Raw genomic sequence first — 17,007 nt, forward strand, 5'->3', positions numbered from 1 at the left:
TTCCCTCAGAGCGGCGCGACCTTCACCCAGAATCGCGGCTCGTACGTGAAGAGCGCGTTGACGCTGCCCGACCCCATGACGCCGAAGCCGAGCGGGGTGAAACCGATGGCGAAATGCGAGGTGAGCGGGAAGCCGAAGCTGAACTGGAATCGTGAGCCGAACCCGTTCGCGGGCTCGAAATAGGCCGAGTCGAATGACACCCGTGAGTAGAACGGGACGGCCGTGAAATCAAGCTCAGCGTACCTGCCGATCCCCGTCACGAACCGGAGGGGCACGCCGATGCCCCATTGCGCCGCGTCGGTCGTCCCCACGAAGCGCCCTTCGAGGCCGACCTCGAAGCGCTGCCGGGGCCCTGTCGCGATGCGGTACGTCGCTTCGAGATCCACGAGCGCGCCGTCCTTCACGGCGAACCTGCCCGGCGCGAAATACCCTCCGCCCGCGAGCCCGATGCCGAAGCGGAGCTTGTTGTACTCCCTCTGCGGATCCGCGGGTTTCTCCTCCGGCGGAAGCTCCTCGGCCGGCACCGACCTCACGCCCGTCGGCGGCGTCGCGCCCTGCGGAGGCGGCGGATACGGGTAGGGGTAGGGATACGGATAGGGCGCAGCGCCCTGCGGAGGCGGCGGATACGGGTAGGGATACGGATAGGGCGCAGCGCCTTGCGGGGGCGGCGGATACGGATAGGGATACGCCGAGCCCTGCGGCGGCGGATACGGCTGCGCCTGCTGCACGGGCGGGGGCGGCGGGACGCTGGTTTGTCCCGCCGGCGCCTGCGTGGTTTGTCCCGCCTTCGCCGGCTGCTTGGGCGCATACAGCGTCGGCGACTGCGTGGTTTGTCCCGCCTTTGCCGGCTGCGCCGCGGCCTCCTCCGGCACGACGAGCGCCGCCGCCGCCAGCATGGCCGAGGCCAGGGAGAGCCGCGGACCCTTCCGGGCGAGCAGAACCGCCGCGCCCACCGCGAAGAGCAGCACGATCGACACGACCTGCGCCGAGCTCAAGGGCCCGTACGTCCCGCGCGACGCGTCGCCGCGCAGCATTTCCAGGAAAAACCGCCCCACGGCATAAAGCGCGATCCACGTCCCGAACGCCCGCCCGTCGCGCCGCGGCCCGAGCAGCCACAGCGACGCGATCGCGGCCGCCACGAGCCCCACCGCGGCCTCGTAGAGCTGCGTCGGATGCACGGGCAGGCTCGGCGCGCCTCGAGGCACCCAGCCGAGCGATGCGTGATCGAGCGCCGCCGGGCTCTCCGCCGGGAAACGCACCCCGAACAGCCCCGCCGTCGGTTTGCCGTAATCACACCCGGCGAGGAAACAGCCCGTTCGGACGAACCCGTACGAGATCCCGCAAAGCGGAACCGCCCGATCCAGGAAAGGCAGCGCCTTCGCGCCCCCGCGGCGCAGCACCCAGGCCGCCGCGAGCGCCCCCATCAAGAGCCCGCCATACGCCGCGCGTCCCGCGTGGAGCAGCGGATTGAGGGATCCCGCGGCGATCGCCTCCGGCACGGCCCGCAGCCATTCGAAGACGTATCCCCCCGCGAGCGCCCCGGCATAGGCCGCGATGAGCGCCCGCCCTTCGAGCCCCGCGTCGGCCCCGTCGCGCCGCGACAGTTTTTGCGTCGCGGCCGCGCCGAGCAGCGCCGCGAGCCCGACCATCATCATGTAATCGGGCGCGAGCCACCCGGGCAGCCCGTGGCGCTCGAGCCAGGCCACGATGAGCGTTCTCATGGCCGCCTCCGACGCGAAAGGAGATACAGATACGCGACGGGGAGCGCGAGCCAGAATGCCGTTCCTACCGGCGCGGGCAGGGGCGACCGCCCCGGCCGCCGCGCGACGGCGCACTGGCTGCCTTTGCAGTTGTTGTTGCAGTCCTTGCAGTTCTGGTTGCAGTCCGCGCAATTATCATTGCACTTCGAGCAATTGTCGTTGCACTTCGAGCAATCGTCGTTGCATCCGCCGCACGAGTCGCCCGAGCAACCCCCGCAGCTCGACGAGCTACTGCCGCCCGACGGCTCGCCCGAGAGACTCCCGTCCGCGAGGCATTGCGCGAGCAAATTCATGCAGCTCTCGCTCGCCACGAACGCGAGCGCGTCCTCCCGCGTCGTCACGGGCAGCGCCGCGCACGCGGAGCCGCCCGACTCCACGCACGCCCGCACTCCGTCGATGTTCATGAGCGCGAGCACGCAGAGCGCCGCCGCGTTCGCCGGGCTCTGGTTCACCCACGTGCACTCCGCATTCGCGTCGGAGAACGTCGGATCCGTCACGTCGTGCCCACACGACCCGCTCGTCGCGCAGCCGCACGTCGTCTGCACCTGCAGCGAGCACTCCTCCACGCTGTCGGGCAGCTTGTACGGATTGAAATCGACCGACAGAGGCTTCGATCCCGGCATCCCCGGCATCGCCACGACCGCGGGGACCGGCACGACGTTCGCGCCCTCCTCCTCCAGCGCCGCGAGCGCGACGAGCCACGACGCATTCACGTAGACCTTGTCCTCGAAGGCCCAGGCGCCCATCGGCAGGCCCGTGGTCCGAACGATCTCCTTCGCCTCCGAGCGTTTCGCGAGGTCCCGCACCCAGCGCCCCGCGCGCCCTTCGAGCGCCGCCTCTTCGAGCGCCGCCGTCGTGCTCCCCGGGCGCCCTCGCATCTTGGGCGGCCCCTCGCTCGCGTCGCCGGTCTCCTTGGCATCACGCGCTTCGAGGTGGAGCTCCGCGCCCTCTCGCTCGATCGCGCCGAGCACGAGCGCATCCTTTCCTTGCTCCTCGCGCTCCTCGTCCGCGGCGCCCGCGAGCGCGTCGATCGTCGCGACGTCCTGCGGCGGGATCACGAGCCGCTCCTCCACGGGAGCGATCCCGGCCTCTTCCAGCCGCTGCGCCACTTCGCGTCGCGTCTCCTTGGGCAGCGACGCCATCACCTCGGGCGCCGCGCGGAGCGCGTCTCGCAACGGAAGCGCGTCATAAGGCGGCGCCTCCTCCCCGCATCCCGTGGCGAGCAGCGCGGTCACGAACAGCGCCCCGCACGTCCCCCAGAGCCTCCCCAACCTCCGCATCGTGGCCCCCTTCCTATTCCCGGGCGATCCACGAATATCAGACCCTTTTCCGCGCGCCAAGCCCCTCCGGAGATTCGGCTACTCGTCGCCGCGCGTCAAAATCATGTCGGTGGCCAGCCCACGCACGTTTTTGCAAAGCTACGCAAGCCGTATCGACCTCTTCGGGCCGGACTGCGAAAATGGCGTGGCACCAGGCGTGGGCGGAACGGCCTGCCCATTGCAATCGCCTTTCGGAGGCCCCGCTACGTGAAAGACGCCGCCCCGGCGCCCGGCCAAACCAGTTCTTTCGAGGCTCAGCCCCCGGGCAACGTCGTCTTCGGCGTCGCCGCCCGCGCGGGGCCGTCTGTCAACGCCGCCGCTCGGTCCGCGTGCGGGCCTCTTCCTCGCCCATCTCCGCCTCGGCGAGCGCCTCTTCCTCGGACGAATGCGAAGGCACCCGCGCCCCCGTCCCCACGCGGACCCGCGGCGCGCCGATACGCGCGCCAGCCACGTCCTTCACGTAATACCGGAGCGTCCCATCGTCGTCGAGCTCCAGCGTGACCCGTCCATCCGGCCGTTTCGCCATTTCCGTGAGCAATGCGTCGGCCTCTGCCTCGGTGACGTTCACGGCGCGCGCGAGCTCGGCCGGCGTGACCGAGCCGGCATTGCGCCGCGCCACCGCCAGGACCGCCTGCTCCTGCGCCCCGCGCTCGCGCTCCTTGCCCGTCTTCCAGAGCAAGCGGCCGCCCAGGATGAACAGGAGGCCGAACAGCACGCTCATGCCACCCAGGAACCCGCCGACGATCCACGCGACCGTCGCATTCAGGAGCCCGATCAGCCCCCCGAGCGTGAGCGCCAGGAGGATGCCCGTGATCAGGATGATCCACCCGGCCACGCTCGCCACGCCCCCGCCGATCTTCGACGGCTGGCCCGCGACGTTGACGGGCGTGTCCTCCAGAAGCGAGCGAGGCGCGCCGCAGGCCGTGCAATACGCGCGAGCTCCTCGCACGATGGTGGGCGCATCCTGACGGCAGTTCTGGCATCTCATCGTTCGGGCTCCGGCTCCTGGCGGCCGAACATAAGACTCGTCTTTCCCGTTGTCGCGGGGAAAGCAGACAGGCGACGGCCGAACCGCTCAGGGCGCAGGCGGGTGCACGAGGATCCGCTGGGTCTGCTTCCACGACACGAGGTCGGCCGTGCGCACGGTCGCCGAGACCTCCCAGCGCAGCTCGTTGTTCGGCGCGCCAAACGAGGGCGGCGCGCGCAGCGGAATACGAAACATCTCCTGCACCACGGTCACGCGTCCCTGTGGCAACCGCAGCCGCGCCCGATCGACCGCGCGACGCTCGCCGTGGAGCGAATGACGATAATGCCGCGGCTCGTCCGGCTCGCTCGACGGGCGCACCACGACCTCCTGCGCCGCGAGCGAAACGATGATCTCCTTCAGCACCTCGGGCCGGCCCGGCTTGAACGAGACCGACACCGTGATCACCTCGCCCGCCCGCACGATCTCCGGATGCACCGCGAGCTCGGGCGGACCGAGTCGTTCGCGCAGCGTGCGCCGCCTTAGGTGCGCGAACAGCGCCGAGAGCCCGCCGACGAGCAGGACCAGCGCGAAGACCCGCGCGAAGGCCCCCGCGCGCAGGACGAGCAGCGCCGCGCTCGCCGCCGCGAGCGCCACGCCGACGATGGGATGTTCGAGGGTCTTCGGCTCGTCACGCTTGCCGAGCGTGGCCTCCGGCAAGGGCCCGGGGTTGTACACGAGCGCGTGACGCGACGGCGCCGTTCGATAACTCGTCGCCGTGAGCGCGCGCGCCTCCTCGGTCCACGGCAGGAGCAGAATGCGCGCCTCGACGCGCTCGCGCGACGCCCAGCCGAGCTTCGCCTCCACGCGCAAGGTCCAGCTCACCGTGAGAATGTGCCCGTGATACGTGAGCGGGCCGGCCGGCGCCGGAATCTCGAAAGGCACGACCGTCGACTCGCCGGCCGGGAGCGCGAGGCCCGCGGCGAGGACGATGGGCGCGCCGCGCACGGCATACGGTTCGCCGCGGCTCTCGACGTCCCAATCGAGCGAGGCCACGAGCTCGTCGCAGCGCTTGCTTTCGGGACAAACGATCTCCACGCGCCCGGTGATGAGCTCACCGGGCCTGTGGACGGCGTCGCGACGGTCGAGGTGGAGGGTCAGCCGGGGCGACACGGCGTGGCCCTCGGTTGCCTCAGAAGCGCGCCGAGACGCTGGCGCCGAAGCCGAGGAAGTTCGGGCTGATGAAGGTGCGGAGCGCCAGCGTGCCCTCGCTCGGGTCACGCTCGACGTACGTGCCGTTGTTGTCGCGGACGTACTGGACCCAGAGGAGCGCCGACATGATGGTCGACAGGTCCCATCGCAGGCTCGCGCGCGCCTGGAAGATGGGCACCGAGCCCTGGTTGACGGGCAGGATGGCGATGTTGCCCTGCTCGCGCACGACGACGGTGCGCGAGATGGGGGCGTTCGACGCGTCCACCTGGGAGGTGGAGAACGTCGACGGGAACTGGAGGCCCGCGCCGAGCCCGACGGTGAGCCGCGGGGCCGGGATGTGATAATCGGAGGCGACGGCCAGGAAGAACTCGTTCGCGGTCGCGGCGTCGTTCGGCAGCGACTGGAACGGAATGTAGCTCGGCTGGTTGCGCAGGACGTACGGCAGGTCGCGGTAGATGGCCGTGAAGCTGCCGCGCAAGAAGCCGGATTTCACGTTCGCCTGCACCGCCGCGGCCCGCGCCTGCTGGTACGTGGTCCCGCCGGCGACGTCGAAATCCTTCACGCGTTGCCAGAGGTTCGTCCCCTCGAGCGCGAGCGACCACGTCGTCTTGCCGGGGTTGTAGACCTCCGGCTTGAAGATGATCATCGGCTTGTTCGGATCGTTCCGGTACAGCGCGAAATCGATCGACTGCGGCACCGGCGTGCTCTTGTCGTGGACCAGGATCCGCATCGAGGCGCCGGCCGTGTGGATGCTCTGCCCCGCGACGTCGGGCAGATCGAACTTGCCCTGCTGGAAGAAGCCGCCGCCGAGGTCGATGTGGAGGTAATCGTTCACGTCGACGCTGCCGCCGCCGAGCAGACCGTAGTTCGTCTGGCCGATGCGGATCTCCTCGACCTCGCTCGTGCCCGGCGTCAGCGTCTGCTCGACCTGCACGATCGTCGCGGTCTTCATGCCGAAGTACACGCTCCACTTGTCGCCCGTGTATTCGATCTTTCCGCCGGGGGCGCCGCCCTGCACGCGCGGGAAGATCGATTGATTGATGAACGGGTTCGTGCCGCCCCAGGAGATGTCGTAGAGGTAGCCGAGGCGGAAGCGGTCGGTGTCGAGCGGCCAGAGCGTCACCGAGATGCCACGCTTGCCGTTCTTGTCGCCGTCCGTGTGATAGAAGGCGCGGATGAACGAGCCAGCGTCGTAGAGCGATTGATTGAGGTTGTTCGTCGCGCGCGCGAGCGAGGCGAGGTCGAAGCGCAGGACCATCGACGCCTCGGTGTCGAGGCCCTTGATGAACCCCGGCATCTTCTTGTAGAGCGCGAGGTGCGTCAGGTTCTCGCGGCCGGCGAAGCGCGAGTTCAGGTTGTCGAAGAAGAGCCGGTAGGTCCGCCGATCCCCGATCGAGAGGTCAGGTGAGAGCGGCTGCGCCTGCCCCGTCTGGTGCAGCACGTCGTCATCGCCCATGACCCACGTCAGGCGCGTATCCATGAAATCGCCGATACGCACCGACGGCGGATTGTTGTCGACCGTCTTCACCGGCGCCGGCTCGGCCATGAGCACGGACACCGCGGCGGGCTTCACCGGCTTCGGCGTCTCGACGGCGGCGGGCGGCGCGGGCGGGGGCGGCGGCGGCGCCTCGGTCGTCGTCGGAGGCGGCGGAGGCGTGGTCCCGCCGGGGTTCGTCTCCGCGGGCTGAGGGGTTGCCCCGCCAGGCTGTGCCGCCGGATCCGTCGGCGGAACCGGCTGGGCAGACGCGCCGGCGGCCGCGAGGAGGAGGGCAGGGATCAGGGCCAGGGGAGCGCCGGCGGCCTTGCGGAGTCGCATGCGGGAATGCATGAGCTATCGAGGGTCCTTCAGTTCGAGCCTTGATCGTTGTCGTCGATGGTCCGGAGGCGTACGCAGGCTTTCGTGGACGGCACGGTCGCTTTCACGCACCCCTGCGTCTGGCACACGAGATCGTCCGAGCAGCGCGTCTCGACGGTCCAGTTCAGCGAGCCTCCCGAGAAATTGCGGAGCGTGCCCGTGACGGCGTCGAGCGTCTCGCCCTTGTGCCCCGTCGGATCGAAGCTCGCCGCGGTGCCGGTCTGGATCTGGATCTGCGTGTTCCCTTTGAAGACCTTGTAATTGCCGCGCGCCGAATACGAGGTCCACTCGGTACACTCGGGATCCGCGGAGCAGGCGTCCGAACACGCGCCCTCGGCCTGGCTCGCGAAATCGACCTGGCCGTCGCCGTTGAGATCACAATTCGAGTGATCCGCGTCCGGAACGTTGTCGACCACGGGCTTCGGGCCGAACTTCGTGGCCACACGGAACCCCTCGATCCGCACGAGGCCGGATTCGAGTTTTTCCATCGCGTCCGCGTTCCCGATCGTGGCGTCGTCGAGCACGGCCGGATCCGGCACCTCGCACGTGTCCTCGCCCTCGAGCGGATAACTCACGACGTACGAGGGGAACGAGAGCTCCGTGAAGCCGAAGAACTCGACCACGGTGCCCGTCAGGAACGTCACGCGGTCGCAGACGCGCATGCCCGGCGGCGTGGAGAAATTGAACGCGAAGATGTGGTTGTACCCCGTCGCCTGCTCCGACAGGTCCGTCACGTAAAAGCCGTCGCTCGCGACGCGCGTCACGACGAGCGGCTTCGGCCGGTGGGTATTGATCTCGATGGCCTCGTAAGGGAACGGCGTCGCCGCGCCGAGGCCCTGGATGTCGCTGATGCGCGGCAGCTCGTAATGCACGGGCGGCGAGATGCCGGCCGCGAACGTGCCCACGTCCTCGTTGTCGTCGTCCGCGAACGCGCAGCCGGGATCGGCGGGGAAATCGATGAGCACGTCGCCATCGTCGTCCTTGCCGTTCGAGCAGGCGGGCTTGTCCGCGAGGGGCACGGGCGCATACCCGAGGTCCTCGATCCAGAGCCGCGCCGGGCCATACACGGCCGTCACCGTGGCGACGCCCTGCGCCTTGCCGCCCACCATCTTGATGTTCCGGCCCGCCGCGCCCTCGCCCGTGACGCCGAGGACGGTGCCCGGCTCGACGCTGACCCGCACCGTGCCATTGAAATCGACCGGCTCACCATAAGGCGAGCGCGCCTCGATCTCGAACGCCCACGTATCCTCGCGGTCCCCGCGGTTCGCGGGCAGCGGCGTGTCGTCCGAGGGCGCGTTCGCGCCGTTCACCTGCGTGATCACCACGCGGAACGTCGACGCGCCGCTCGGCAGCGGGACCTGATCGGTACAGCCGGCGAGCGCGAGGAGCGAGGCGAGGCCGAGAGTTGCCCTCTGCGTAGCGGTGGAAAGCTTCATTGCCCGACCATCCGGATGCGACCATCGGAGAAGTTTCCGATGTAACGATCCACGCAAGCGAGGAACTTGCAGGTCTCGCCCGCCGTCCGGCAGGGCGCGAGACCTTGCTCGCATTCTCGCTCGACCGCGGCGGTCGGCGCATTCTCGCAGACCGACCGCTGGAACGCCGCGATGTCGTTGCGGCAGGCGCGGAGCACGCACGTCCCGCTCGAGCAGGGGCGGGCCGGGTCGGAGCTGCAGATGTCGCCCTCGATGACGGACTCGGGGCAGGCGCAGACGAAGTCCTTGTCGAGCTTCTCGCAATCGGCGTCGACCTTGCAGCCGATGGGCTCGTCGTGGTCACACACGCCGTCGTTCGTGCACGTGGCGGCGAGCCCGAGGAGCGAGGAGCACTCGTCCGATTGCGTGCCGTTGCCGTTCTGATCGGCGGGGCAGGGGGGCCGGATCGTGCAGGGGTCGCCGGCGCGGATGTAATCGATGAGCGCGTCGCGCTGCTGGATCTGCGTGTCGAACTGCGTCGTGTTGCGCTGCAGGACGCGGAAGCCGCTGCCGCCGGCCGCGAGGTAGTTCGACGTGGCGAGCTCGTAGCTCGCGAGCGAGTCGAACGGCTGCCAGCAGACGCCGCCCTCGACGTCGCAGCTCCCGAGGCCCTTGTCGGGGCATTGCGCGTCGCTCGTGCAGGGGACCTTGGGGTTTCGCGCGCCGATGTAGATGTTCGTCGCGACGCCGGGCGGGCTGTCGGGCGTCTTCTGCTGCGTGCAATCGACCACGATGCGGGCGCCCGCGATCTGCACCTGCGAGACGCAGCCGCGGCCCGCGGACCTGCGCGCCACGAAATCGAAGAGGTCCTGCACCTCGACGCCCGAGAGCTGCATCTTCGAGATCGAGTTGTCGAACGGGAAGATGTTGTACATCTGCTCGACGGTCACCGGCCCGGGCACGAGATCGGCGCGAATACCCGTGGTGTTCGTCAGCGAGAAATCGGTCTGCACGCCGAGGCGCAGCCACATCGCGGTGGAGATCATGTTGCCGAGCGGAGAATCGCCGCCGCTCGTGGAGAAGCGCCGCGACCCGTCGCGCGCATATCCCACGAGCAGCTCGAGGTTCGCCAGCGCGTCGAGGCTCTGCGAATAAGGCTCGAGCGTGGCGAGCACGAGCGGATCCTCGGGCACGTCCTCGGTGACGGGGAAGAGGCGGTAATCGTTGGAGATGACCTCGAACCCGTTCGCCGGGTCGTATTCGGACTCGCCGCCGTTCTCGCCGGGGAAATCGACCGGGTCGTTGGAGAGGACGAGGTCGAGCCGGCCGACGTACTTGGCGAAGGCGCCGGAGTGGGCGAGGACGACATCGCGCGGCCGGCAATACCTGCGGATCTTGCCGCCGCCCGCGTTCGGGTCGTTCAGCTCGATGTAGTAGCTGTTCACCTCGGCGTCGTAATTGGCCGAGCAATCCCGCACCCGCTTCGGCGGCTGGAGCACGATGTGGTTGTGCCCGCCGAGCACGACGTCGATGCCCGTCGTATTCTGGATCATGCGCTCGTCGACCTCGAGGCCGAGGTGCGTGACGAAGACGACGACGTCGACGATGGGGCGGAGCAGGTCGGTGTAGAACTGGGCGACCTCGACGGTGTTGAGCGGGGTGATCCCGAGCCGGTTCGGCGCGTCGAAGATCGAGGTCATGCTCGACAGGTTGCCCATGCCGATGAGGCCGACGCGCAGGCCGTCGAGGTGGTAGACGGTGTAGGGCTGGAGGACGGCGCCGAGGGGCGAGGCGCCGGGCTGCGCGGGGTCTTCGAGCAGGTAATTGGCGGCGAGGACAGGGAAGCTCGCCCAGTTCTGGAGCTGGATGCCGAGGTTCAAGGCGCCGCGGTCGAACTCGTGGTTCGCCACGAGCATCGCGTCGGCGCCCATGGCGCTGAGGGCGCGAATCTCGGCCTCGCCGGAGAAGAAGTTGAAGACGGGCGCGCCCTGGAAGCAGTCGCCGCCGTCGACGTGGAGGACGCGCGAGGCGCGCGCCCGTTCCCTGCCGACGATATGCGAGATCCGTGCAGCGCCGCCGACGTTGGCGATGCTGAGCGCCTCACCGAGCCCGAGCCCGGAGTCGACCTGTCCGAGCTGGAGGTTGTACGGATAGAGGCGCGAGTGGATGTCGGAGGTGTGGATCAGGGTCAGATGGGTCTGACCCTTGAGCCGTGGGGTGGGCGCGGACTCTTCACAGCCCGAGCCCAGGGCCAAGGTCGCGACGAGGGGGGCGGCCAGGAGGGGAGCCAAGAAGCGTCGGAAGCGCATCGAGCGGGCGTAACCTAGGCAGGATGCCCCGCGTGGCTCAAGGGAAAAACGTGGTAGGAGAACACACCACTCGCATGCAGGATCCAGGGTTCGCCCGGATGCCCGCGAAAAACGGGGCGGTTCGAGGTGCCAGGCCGGAGCCACGCCGCTGTGCGTCGTGACGCGCGTCAGTAAGGAGGAGGCGACGTCACGGAATCGTCACCCGGGAGTGCTTGACAAACGGGGCGGTTTGGATCTTGCGAACGGCCGAGGAGGCGGGGAGGGAAGTAAGGAGGCGAGGGAGCGCTCAGGCGTGGCTCGGGGCCTTGGCTTCCGTGGCGGGCGCGGGATCGGTTTCGGTGCGCGCTTGCTTGTTCTTGCGGCGCTGATCGGCGGCCTTCTTCGCGTACCGGGAGCGGTATTCCAGGGTCTTGTTGAAGGCCGCCTGCACGGACGGGTCGCCGTGGAGGGCGGTGGCGTCGACGAATCCACCGATGCGGCTGATGTCGGCCTCGCGCGCGTCCTCGTAGTAGACCTCGCTCTCCTGGAGGACTTCGGCGAGCTTGAGGACGTCCTTCTTGAGCGCCCGGATCTCGTCGAGCGTGGCGGTCTTGTCGACGATCCTCTGCCACATGCTGGTGTGAATGCCGAGCGTCTCTCCGTACTGCGGGATGGCCTTCGAGAGTTCGTCGAAGACCTCCGGAAAACCAACCTTCTCGCGCTGCGCGCCCGCGAGCTTGCCATTGGCAAGGTCCACGAGCTTCGGGCGAACATTCGAAACGTCGATGATGCTGGGGCCCATATAGGGAGCGATCGTATCGTTCATGAAAACCTCCATGCCCGCACCTCGATGGAAGGAGCGAGACGTACTGGGGTGAGGGCGGCGTTGAGACGCCCGAGGGCGCGCTGCGATTCGACGGAAATTTGCTGTGTCGGTGTCGCGTCAGGGTCGTGGACGCGGTGGGGGGAATGCGCGGACGCGGTTGGCGAGGTCCAGGAGGCCAGGGAGAATCGCGCGGACGCGGTTACGGAGGTCCAGGGGTCCGGGGGAAATCGCGCGGACGCGGTCGCCAAGGGTGAGGACGCGGTTGCCGAGGGGGAGGACGCGGTTGCCAAGGGTGAGGACGCGGTTGTCGAGGGGGAGCGCCCGATGGAGATCGCTCGGACACCGTTGCCAAGGGTGAGGACGCGGTTACCGAGGGTGCGGAGGCGGTTGCCGAGGGTGCGGAGGCGGTTGCCGAGGGTGCGGAGGCGATGGGGAACCGATCGGACAGCGTTGCCAAGGGTGAGGAGGCGATGGGAATCCGCGTGGAGGCGGTTGCCGAGGGTGCGGAGGCGATGGGGAAGCGCGTGGACGCGGTTGCCGCGGGCGAGGAGGCGATGGGATTTCGCGCGGTCGCGGTTGGCGAGGGGGAGGACGCGATGGGATCCTCGCGGGCGCGCTTGCCGAGGGATCGAACGCGGTTACTGAGGGCTTGGGCGCAGGGGGGGAACCGCTCGGGCGTGGTTGCTGAGGGCTCGGGCGCGGTCGTCGAGGGCGCGGGTGCGGTTGCCTAGAGCGAGGACGCGGTTGTCTAGAGCGAGGACGCGATGAGGAGGAGGTGCAGCGGTCAAAGACGGCGGCAACATGTGCAGAAGAAGAAGGAGACCCCCCATCACTGGAACAAGGGCACGGCAGCCGAGCAATGCCTGTCCAACTCGGTCGGGGCCTTGCAGCTATTCACCCGTCTGGACGTAGTGCCCAGCACGCAGGCCGTAAGCGCAAGAGCCCGCATGCAGGCCGTACGCAACGACCTGAGAGGACTCACGCATGAGTGTCGTCACCCCAGTTTCGCGCGGAAACGCACCGCCCGAGCTTGGGGGCTCGTCCGTCGCTTTCAATAGTGGCTCGTCTCGTTGGCGCCTGGGGCCGCCAGGCTTCCTGTTGACCTGCTAGTAGTAGTCGACCTGCCCGTAGTAGTAGAGGAGGCGATGACACCTGACGTAGATGGGGATAGTCTGAGGACATGTCGCCCCCGACCGCCCTTCTCGTCGCACGTTACCGCGCTTTTGCGGGCGAGGAGACGCTGCCCCTGCGGCCCCTCACACTACTTTACGGACGCAACAACTCGGGCAAGAGCGCTCTCGCTCGCGCGCTAGCCATCATTGGTGCGTCCGTGACGGAGGCGGCGAAGGGCGCGCTGGTGACACTACCCGAAATTATCCGCGAGGGCGACTTCACGGACCTGGCTTGGCAAGGGGACGCGGGCGACTACACCTTCGACATCGGACTGCGCTGGGACGACGGGGAAGTGCGGGAAGTCCGCTACACGCTTGACGGCGGCTCAGGGCGTCCGTCCTACGTCAAGGAGCTGCTCCTTCGCGGCGCAGACGGCAGGGTGCTATGGGCCGGGCTCACGCCTCCTGCACCTGGCCGCCCGATGCGCCCCCAAACTGGGCACAGCGGCGGCGAACAGCGGCTCGCCGGGCTCGTACCCCTGGACTCGGACGTGCCCGTCTTGCAGGGTCTGGCAGCGCGCATGAAGACCCTCCATGGTCGAGTTCGGTGGATCGATGGCGTGCGGGCTCGCCCGGCCCGAGTTGTAAAACGCACCGGGACCGCGCCCGCTAACCTGAGACCTGACGGGTCGAACGCGGCCAGCTTTCTCGTCGAGCAACCGGAGTTGGTCGAGGAGATCGGGCGGTTCTACGCTGACTTGACCCCTGCTCGGGAGCTGGAGGTCAGGGAGGTGCTCGATTTGGGTCACCGGATCACCTTGAACCCCAAGAACCGGGCGAGCTTTCGGATCGATCTTGTGGACACAGGCGAGGGTATGGCGCAGGTGCTGCCCGTGCTGGTGGCTGTGGCATTAGCGGCGCGGGGGGGGCCTTCCGCCCTGCTCGCGGTGGAGGAGCCGGAGAGCCACCTTCACCCCGACGCACAAGCCGTCCTGGCCCGGTATCTCTGCCGGGTCGCCGGGAGCGAGAAACCCCCCACGCTCGTCATGGAAACTCATAGCCGAGTGTTTCTCCTGGGGATTCAGCTCGCCGTTGCACAGGGACGACTGCCTTGTGATCGCGTCGGATTGGCTTGGGTCGATCAGGACGCGGAAGGGCGTAGCACCATCACGCCCGTGGAACTCTCGCCTTCCGGCCACCCGCGCGAGGGCTGGCCGATCGCAGCTTTCGCTGAAGATCTTCGTCTGGCCAGCGATCTTGCGCGGCTGGATATTGCGCGAGGCCCCTGAACATGCGCGTCACTCTCGACCGCACGCTGTTCGACGTGCAATCTCCACCAGAGGCCGTAGCGCTCGTGGACTTACTCAGTACAGCCGTGCGCGATCTCCACGGCCACGCAATGCTGACCGATCCGCCATACCTGCCCGGTCAGGACAACGGACCGATCGACGTGTGGCTGAATGGCAGGAATTGGCACGAAGCGCAAGCCTTTCGTACATTGCTGACCAATGGTTTGCTCACCGCAGCGGGCCCCCGCTCCGCAGGCGTATCCGACTCGTCCTGGCCACGACGATGGCACCTTGCGGGTCCGCTCGAGATCCGCGTGGAGCGCCGAGGGCAGAGCGATTGGAGGAATCGGGTGCTGACCCTTGCCGACGCCGTCGACTTACTGAGCGAGCCTGTCCATCTAGTTATGGAAAATGCGTGGACGGAACTTGCCTTCGTGCGGCACCTGGCGGGCCCGACGAATGGCACGACGCTGCAAGCATTGCTGGACCGCCCCGGCCGGGTAGCGACTCATGGTGGAGGATCGGGTGAAGCCAAAAAGTGGGTCGAGGCCCTGACCGAGAACCCACCGACGTCCAGAACCTGGCGCCGAATGTTACGAACATGGGTGCTTTTCGATAATGATGCTGGCGATCTGGATGTCCGTCAGCTATCCCGACATGCGATTGCGCTCATTCATGCATGCGAGTCAGTCGTGGCCATCCACGGCGCGGGGCTGTCCTGGGTCTGCTTGCGCAGAAGGGAACTAGAATCCTACATGCCCGACAGTGCGCTGCATGCGGAGGCGCCCATGGACCGAGTCCCGTTCGTCCAAAAGGTCATCTCATGGCGCTCTGATCCCTCCTGGGCGCCTTTGGCATGGGCGCTGGATCTGAAAAAGGGGCTCCATGGCGACCTTGTCGAGAGCTTATCCCAGGCAGATCGCACCGAATTGAAGAATAAAAAGATTCCTCTCCAAGCCCACATGCTCAAGCCCCCCTTTGCGGGACTCTCTCCGGGGGATGTAAGCATCTTGGCGCGCGGGCTGGGAGAAAAGCTAGGAGAGGCCCTTCGTGCAACACCTGACCGGGCCTGGACGTACCAGTTTCCCGCAGAGTACGACCGCGGTCCTGCAGATCAGGCGCCGCGATTCTTGTTCGTACAATCCCTCTTCGATCGGATGTAGCGATGGAACGCAAGATGTTTGACACGCCCGTGCTGCCTCGTCTGGAGACGATCCTAACAGAGGTGAAGTCCGGCGACCTCGTGATCCCCGAATTCCAGCGCCCTTTCGTTTGGGATGACGATCGGCGGCTAAATTTGCTGGATAGCATCGTCGAGGGCATGCCGATCGGCAGTCTGCTAGTGTGGCGCACGAACAGGCGCGATTTGCGTACTTACGAGCGGGTAGGCGGAGTCAGGCTTGAAGGACCGCGGAAGGGCGACGAGAAGCTCAATTATCTCATTGACGGCCATCAACGCATCTCCACCCTCTTCGGTGCGCTGTACTCAGGAGATCGCGAGCCGTCCGAGGACGACGCGCGCTGGCCTTTATATTATGACTTGGAAGCGGGGCAACGCCCGGCCTTCCGGGTGCCCCCACGTCGCGGCTCCGTGTCCGCTCATTGGCTGCCGCTCAGCACTCTGCTCGACGGTGACAAGCTCTTCGATTTTACCCAGCGCCTGCGCGAGAAAGGCAGGCGTGACCTCGCCAAGGACGCAGAACGCCTGGCCAATATTTTTCGCGATTATATCATCCCAATCGTTCCTTTGGTGACCGAGGAGCTGAACGTGGTCACGGATGCGTTTGTGCGCATCAACAGCCAGGGCAAAGGCATGAGCGAGGCCCATATGCTACGGGCCCTTACCCACCTCGGAGCTATCGACACTGACAGCCACTTCAAGGAGGTTCGTGCTCGTCTCGATCCCTTGGGTTGGGGTACGCTGGACGATCAGGTGCTGGTCAACGTCCTCAAGGCTCAGCTCGACCTGGATGTGTACGCATCCGATGTGCGCGGCGTGCATGAGAAGCTGAAGCAGGACCCGGCGCCCCTTAAAGGACTCGCAGGTGTCCTGGAAGAGGCTGTGGACTTCCTGGCCAAGGTCGGAGTGCGGGGACCAGGAGCGCTACCTTATACCTACCAACTCGTCACGTTGGCGACGCTGGCAGCTTGGCACCCAGGGATTCTGGGGCGTCCCGAGTTGCAGAGTCGCTTGCGTGAATGGTTTTGGATCACGACCTACACGGAGCTGTTCTCGGGGATCACCGGCAGCCGGATCCGGGATAGCATCCACCAGCTCAGCGATGAACTAACGCATGGCGGCCCTCCCATGAGGTTGGATCTCGCGGCGGTCAAGCCACTGACGCAGATTCGGGGCTCTACGGGTCGCACGCGGGCATTTCTGCTCTTCTTGGCGCAGCTCCCTAGCGATGAGGACGCTCGGCAGCGCCGGCAAGAGCGGCTCGGGATGGACGACACTCGAGCAGCTACCATCCTCATCGCGGGCGCAGCAGGTGGAGACCCCGGCAACCGCGTCATCGCAGATTTCACGGAACAGCGGGTTCTTCGTGGAGCCATCAAGTTCGGCGTAATGGATCCGAAGATTGCCGATGAATTCGGCATGCCGCACGAGGCTCTTAATGCCCTGCCGGATCAGCGTGCTTTTCTGGACGCGCGAACAAGATGGCTCGTAGAGCAGGAGAAGGAATTTATCAAAACGTTTAATCTCGAGGTGAGCGATAGCGAGTCGTGAGGACCTGAGGGCCCACCTCATCACGCCCGTCCACCAGATGCCTTGCCGCGACGAACGGGAACTGCTTCTGGCTGCCCGGCGAGCCCCGACCTCGCCGTCCAGCTTCTAGTTCTACTGCGGGACATTAGAATCAAGCAAGAGGGGTTGGCGCATGTTGGTGGCGTGGGATGGCGGCTCTCTACAGGAGGACCCGTGCATGACATCGCCGGTGCGGTGACAGAATGGGCACCGTGGCA

12 protein-coding genes are annotated in these 17,007 nt (G+C 67.1%); 4 read left to right on the top strand and 8 right to left on the bottom strand.

Features of this window, described 5'->3' with window-relative positions; all coding sequences use genetic code 11:
* Positions 1-5 precede the first annotated feature (5 nt).
* The 8 genes from QHF83_RS40065 to QHF83_RS40100 all read right to left on the bottom strand — a co-directional run bounded on the left by QHF83_RS40065 (position 6) and on the right by QHF83_RS40100 (position 11,639).
* On the bottom strand, positions 6-1,721 hold the full coding sequence (locus tag QHF83_RS40065; protein ID WP_282423356.1) for a prolipoprotein diacylglyceryl transferase family protein: 1,716 nt from the start codon (positions 1,719-1,721) through the stop codon (positions 6-8).
* Positions 1,718-3,040 (bottom strand): hypothetical protein, encoded by a 1,323-nt coding sequence (locus QHF83_RS40070; RefSeq protein WP_282423357.1) that lies wholly within the window; start codon positions 3,038-3,040, stop codon positions 1,718-1,720. Before QHF83_RS40070 ends, QHF83_RS40065 begins: the two co-directional genes overlap by 4 nt.
* Positions 3,041-3,386: 346 nt before the next feature.
* Complete coding sequence (locus QHF83_RS40075) at positions 3,387-4,028, bottom strand: hypothetical protein (RefSeq protein WP_282423358.1); 642 nt, start codon at positions 4,026-4,028, stop codon at positions 3,387-3,389.
* Between the two features lie 126 nt (positions 4,029-4,154).
* On the bottom strand, positions 4,155-5,216 hold the full coding sequence (locus tag QHF83_RS40080; protein ID WP_282423359.1) for a hypothetical protein: 1,062 nt from the start codon (positions 5,214-5,216) through the stop codon (positions 4,155-4,157).
* 19 nt (positions 5,217-5,235) lie between these two features.
* Entirely contained in the window at positions 5,236-7,071 is a 1,836-nt protein-coding gene (locus tag QHF83_RS40085; RefSeq protein WP_282423360.1) for a hypothetical protein, read from the bottom strand.
* 29 nt (positions 7,072-7,100) lie between these two features.
* A complete protein-coding gene (locus QHF83_RS40090; RefSeq protein ID WP_282423361.1) occupies positions 7,101-8,546 on the bottom strand; it encodes a hypothetical protein in 1,446 nt (481 codons plus the stop codon).
* A complete protein-coding gene (locus QHF83_RS40095) occupies positions 8,543-10,834 on the bottom strand; it encodes a bifunctional UDP-sugar hydrolase/5'-nucleotidase (RefSeq protein WP_282423362.1) in 2,292 nt (763 codons plus the stop codon). Before QHF83_RS40095 ends, QHF83_RS40090 begins: the two co-directional genes overlap by 4 nt.
* Before the next feature lie 286 nt (positions 10,835-11,120).
* Positions 11,121-11,639, bottom strand: coding sequence for a hypothetical protein (locus QHF83_RS40100; RefSeq protein WP_282423363.1), 519 nt, complete (start codon positions 11,637-11,639; stop codon positions 11,121-11,123).
* Positions 11,640-12,067: 428 nt separating this feature from the next.
* On the opposite strand from QHF83_RS40100, the gene QHF83_RS40105 reads away from it, so the two are divergent.
* The 4 genes from QHF83_RS40105 to QHF83_RS40120 all read left to right on the top strand — a co-directional run bounded on the left by QHF83_RS40105 (position 12,068) and on the right by QHF83_RS40120 (position 16,771).
* The gene (locus tag QHF83_RS40105) at positions 12,068-12,370 is read left to right on the top strand and encodes a hypothetical protein (protein ID WP_282423364.1); all 303 of its coding nucleotides are present in this window, start codon (positions 12,068-12,070) and stop codon (positions 12,368-12,370) included.
* 449 nt (positions 12,371-12,819) lie between these two features.
* Complete coding sequence (locus tag QHF83_RS40110; RefSeq protein ID WP_282423365.1) at positions 12,820-14,040, top strand: ATP-binding protein; 1,221 nt, start codon at positions 12,820-12,822, stop codon at positions 14,038-14,040.
* 2 nt (positions 14,041-14,042) lie between these two features.
* On the top strand, positions 14,043-15,203 hold the full coding sequence (locus QHF83_RS40115; protein WP_282423366.1) for a hypothetical protein: 1,161 nt from the start codon (positions 14,043-14,045) through the stop codon (positions 15,201-15,203).
* Between the two features lie 2 nt (positions 15,204-15,205).
* Entirely contained in the window at positions 15,206-16,771 is a 1,566-nt protein-coding gene (locus QHF83_RS40120) for a DUF262 domain-containing protein (RefSeq protein ID WP_282423367.1), read from the top strand.
* Positions 16,772-17,007: the final 236 nt, after the last annotated feature.

Origin of the sequence: Polyangium sp. 15x6, from assembly GCF_029960785.1 — a bacterium.
Classification (GTDB): Bacteria; Myxococcota_A; Polyangia; order Polyangiales; family Polyangiaceae; genus Polyangium.